General features: G+C 68.4%; 4 protein-coding genes and 1 riboswitch. Of the genes, 1 reads left to right on the forward strand and 3 read right to left on the reverse strand.

The window, feature by feature from the left end; all coding sequences use genetic code 11:
* Positions 1 to 139 precede the first annotated feature (139 nt).
* The 3 genes from G6017_RS14295 to G6017_RS14305 all read right to left on the reverse strand — a co-directional run bounded on the left by G6017_RS14295 (position 140) and on the right by G6017_RS14305 (position 2,145).
* A complete protein-coding gene (locus G6017_RS14295) occupies positions 140 to 1,144 on the reverse strand; it encodes an ABC transporter substrate-binding protein (protein WP_182617959.1) in 1,005 nt (334 codons plus the stop codon).
* A 116-nt stretch (positions 1,145 to 1,260) separates the two neighbouring features.
* A riboswitch (cobalamin riboswitch) is annotated at positions 1,261 to 1,382 on the reverse strand.
* A 72-nt stretch (positions 1,383 to 1,454) separates the two neighbouring features.
* Positions 1,455 to 1,736, reverse strand: a complete 282-nt coding sequence (locus tag G6017_RS14300; protein ID WP_179523957.1) for an Lrp/AsnC family transcriptional regulator — start codon at positions 1,734 to 1,736, stop codon at positions 1,455 to 1,457.
* A 34-nt stretch (positions 1,737 to 1,770) separates the two neighbouring features.
* A complete protein-coding gene (locus G6017_RS14305; protein ID WP_179523958.1) occupies positions 1,771 to 2,145 on the reverse strand; it encodes an SgcJ/EcaC family oxidoreductase in 375 nt (124 codons plus the stop codon).
* Positions 2,146 to 2,322: 177 nt separating this feature from the next.
* Between G6017_RS14305 and G6017_RS14310 the strand changes: the two genes are divergently transcribed.
* Positions 2,323 to 3,632: sugar porter family MFS transporter (locus tag G6017_RS14310; protein ID WP_182617960.1), on the forward strand; the 1,310-nt coding region annotated here is incomplete at its 3' end.

Here is a 3,632-nt window from a genome sequence, read left to right on the forward strand (position 1 = left end):
GCGGCCTGGGCTCGTGGCGCGGAACGGGCTCGTGGCGCGGAACGGTGACGGGAGGCGGGACGACGCCGAGGGGCGGCTCGGAGCCGGTGTCGCCGCATCGCCCGCGCCACCGCCACGGTCGTGGACGACCGTCGCCATATCAGCCACCGAAGGCGTCGGGGTGGAGCTCGCGGGCGATCGTCTCCACCGAGGTCGCCATCCGCGAACTCTCGAAGAAGTCGGCCAGGGGGACCACCACGATGCGGTCGTCGCGGATCGCCGGCGTGGTGGCCATGATGGGCTGGTTGCGCAGGTACTCGATCTTGTCCTCGGCGCTGGTGGCCCCGTAGTCGAGCACGACGATCGCCTCCGGTCGGCGTTCGCCGAGGATCTCCCACGTGGTCTTGAGGTAGGGCCGGTCGCCCTCGATGAAGATGTTGTCGGCTCCCGCGTACTCGCCGATCAGCTGGCCGATGCCGACGCCGCCGATCGTCAGGGGCTCCGCCTCACCGCTGTCGTAGAAGAACGTCGGGGTCCCCGTCACCCCGGCCTCGTCCAGGGTGGCGCGGACCGACTCGATCCGGTCGACGATGCGGTCGGTGAGCTGCTGCGCACCCTCCTCGACGCCGAGGACCCGGCCCAGCTGGGAGAAGTCGGTCTCGAGCATGGAGACGTCCGGGAACCCGTCGCCGCAGTACTCGGAGAACAGGAAGGTGTCGATGCCCGCCGCGTCGAGCGCGTCCCGGCTCCGGCCCTCCTTCTCGTCGAACGCGCTGCGCATGCCGGCCACCACGAGGTCGGGTTCCAGATCGACGATCTGCTCCCAGCTGGGATACTCCTCGGCCAACCCGGGAATCGCCTCGAGTTCCTCGGCGACCTCCGGCAGGACGTCCTCGCGATCGGCATAGCCCCGGCCGACGATCCGATCCCCCGCACCCATCTGGATGAGGGTCTCCGTGACGTGGGCGTTCATCGTGATGATGCGCTCGGGCGGGGCGTCGAACGTGGACTCACGCTCGCAGTTGGTGATGGTCACCGGCTCGGCGAACGCCTCATTCGAGGTGGCGCTCTCCTGAGCCTCGCCGCGGGAGCAGCCCGCGACGACGACACCCGTGACGAGCAGCGCGGCGAGCGCCGTGGTGGACCTGGACTGGCGACGGAACATGATCAGACCTCGGATCGTGTCGTGTGCCCACGAACACACGAGACCCGCAGGTGGGCGACCGTCGACACCGGCCGCCGACCGTGCAGGACTCCGGATCGCAGACCGCGGCGATGGACAGAGTCGCGTACCTCCGGGCAGGTAATCGGGCTCGTCGTCACCGAGGTGACGGCACACCGTTGCGGGTCAGCGCCGGATTCTCACCGGTCTTCCCCTGCGTATCCGGAGATCAGCAAGTCGTGGTGACAGTATGCACATCCGCCGCGACGGCCGCGGGGGCACCTCCCCGGAACTGTGCGCACCGGGGAGGGGTCTACTCGTCGTACCCCAGGGAGAACGCCGCCTCGAGGTCGTGCTTGGACAGCGCGCGGAACGCGATGTGCGTCTCGGTGTCGACCACGCCCGGGACCTTGTTCAGGCGGTCGGAGACGATGTCGGCCACCTCCTCGTTGCGGCGGGCCCGCACGAGCACGATGAGGTCGATGGTGCCCGTCACCGAGTACACCTCGGAGACCCCGTCGATCTCGGCGATCGCCTCGGCGACCTCGGGGATGCGCGCCGTCTCGGCGTGGACGAAGACGATGGCGGTGATCATGGCCTGAAGGGTAGTCCAGTCGCGCGGCCCCGGTTCAGCGCATGTTCTCCGGCGTCCAGTACGCGCGCATCGAACGGATCTTGCCCTGCTCGTCGTGGGTCATGAGGTCCCACACGTTGATGGTGGCCTTGGAGTCGGCGTCGAAGTGGGTGGTGATCTCGAAGTTGAACAGCAGGTCGTCGCCACACACGCGCGCCTCGAGCACCTCGCCCTCGATCTTCAGCGCCACCACGGACGAGTAGAACTCGCGGATGGCCGCCTTGCCCTCGTGGACGGTGCCGTTGCCGACGGGGTCCTCGACCGTGGCGTTCTCGGCGTAGAGGTCCAGGACCGCCTCGAGGTCGCCGGCGACCAGCGCGGCGATGTAGGAGTCGGCGGTGGCACGGATCTGCTCGGGGGAGGCACTCACGGCGGTGGCCCTTTCGGTATGACGACGAGACACCTCGAGCCTAGAACGTGTTCTCGATCAGAGCGTTCGTACGCCGCAATCGATAAAGAATATGTGACTTGCGCCACATTGGTAGCGGGCCTACGCTCCGTTCACCAGACATCAGGACGTCCATCCGGCCCGGGAACGGGGTACGCCATGTCCACACGGAACGTCTCGGCCAGGAGCTCGGACGAGGAGTCCTTCCACACCGGCAGGGTGGTGATCATCTCCCTGGTCGCCGCGCTCGGCGGGTTCCTCTTCGGCTTCGACACCGCCGTCATCAACGGCGCGGTGGACGCCGTCCAGGAGACCTTCGGCATGAACGCCGGTCTCACCGGGTTCGTCGTCTCCTCGGCCCTGCTCGGCTGTATCGCCGGCGCGTATCTCGCGGGCCGCCTCGCCGACCGCTGGGGGCGCACCCGCGTCATGGTCCTGGCCTCGGCGCTGTTCACCGTCAGTGCGATCGGCTCCGGGCTCGCGTTCGGCCCGTGGGACCTCATCCTGTGGCGGGTGGTCGGTGGCCTGGGCGTCGGCGCGGCCTCGGTCATCGCGCCGGCGTACATCGCCGAGGTGGCCCCGCCCTCGATACGCGGCCGCCTCGGGTCACTCCAGCAGCTCGCGATCGTCTCCGGCATCTTCGTGGCCCTGCTCTCCGACGCCTGGCTGGCAGCCGTGGCCGGTGGCGCGATCGAGGAGCTGTGGCTGGGGATCCAGGCCTGGCGCTGGATGTTCCTCACCGAGCTGGTCCCCGCGATCACCTACGGCGTACTGGCGCTCATGATCCCGGAATCCCCCCGCTACCTGCTGGCCAAGGGGCTGGTCGGCGAGGCGAGGGACGTCCTGCGCACCATCCAGTCCAGCGGCGTCGACAACCGGATCAAGGAGATCCGTGCGACGGTCCGCGAGGACAGGAAGCGGTCGTGGCAGGACATGCTCACCCCGAGCGGCAGGAACCTCCTGCCGATCGTGTGGATCGGCATCGTGCTGTCCGTCTTCCAGCAGGCCGTGGGCATCAACGTGATCTTCTACTACTCCACGTCCCTCTGGCAGTCGGTCGGCTTCACCGAGGCGGACGCGCTCACCCAGACCGTCATCACCTCGGTCACGAACATCGTCGTGACGATCGTGGCCATCGCGCTGATCGACAAGATCGGGCGTCGCAGGCTGCTCATGACCGGTTCGGTCGGCATGACCGTCTCGCTCGCGGTGATGGCCCTGATGTTCAGCACCGCCACGATGGGTCCGGGGCCCGACGGCGAACTCGCTCCCCAACTCGGCGACACCCAGGGGCTCGTCGCGCTGATCGCCGCCAACGGTTTCGTCGTGTTCTTCGGGATGTCCTGGGGCCCGGCGGTGTGGGTGCTGCTCGGCGAGATGTTCAACAACCGCATCCGCACGGCGGCGCTCGGTCTGGCGGCGGCCGCCCAGTGGTTGGCGAACTTCGCAGTCTCCACCGCGTTCCCGCC

Origin of the sequence: Dietzia sp. B44 (assembly GCF_014145245.1) — a bacterium.
GTDB lineage: Bacteria > Actinomycetota > Actinomycetes > Mycobacteriales > Mycobacteriaceae > Dietzia > Dietzia natronolimnaea.